This window comes from Ochrobactrum sp. SFR4 (assembly GCF_019730395.1).
In the GTDB taxonomy this organism is placed as follows: Bacteria; Pseudomonadota; Alphaproteobacteria; order Rhizobiales; family Rhizobiaceae; genus Pseudochrobactrum.
The window spans coordinates 1-243 of the sequence record NZ_JAAPBB010001232.1; the positions used below are offsets into that span (position 1 = coordinate 1).

The 243-nt window shown below is 51.0% G+C and carries 1 pseudogene; it reads left to right on the top strand.

From position 1 onward, the window contains the following. Positions 1-243, top strand: a pseudogene (locus HBA93_RS22960) (glutamine synthetase); the annotation flags it as partial.

Genomic DNA, 243 nt, shown 5'->3' on the forward strand with positions numbered 1-243 from the left:
CCACTTTACGGCTTGCACCATGGCTGGAGAAGACCGCGCTGGTTCTCTGCGATGTGCTGGATCATCATGACCATTCAGACCTTGCCCATTCGCCGCGTGCAATGCTGAAAAAGCAGCTGGCACGGCTGAAAGAGCGTGGCTATCGCGCTTATTTCGCCTCGGAACTTGAATTCTATCTTTTTGACGAAACCTATAAATCCGCCCGCGAGAAATACTGGAAACATATGGATACATCGTCTCCGT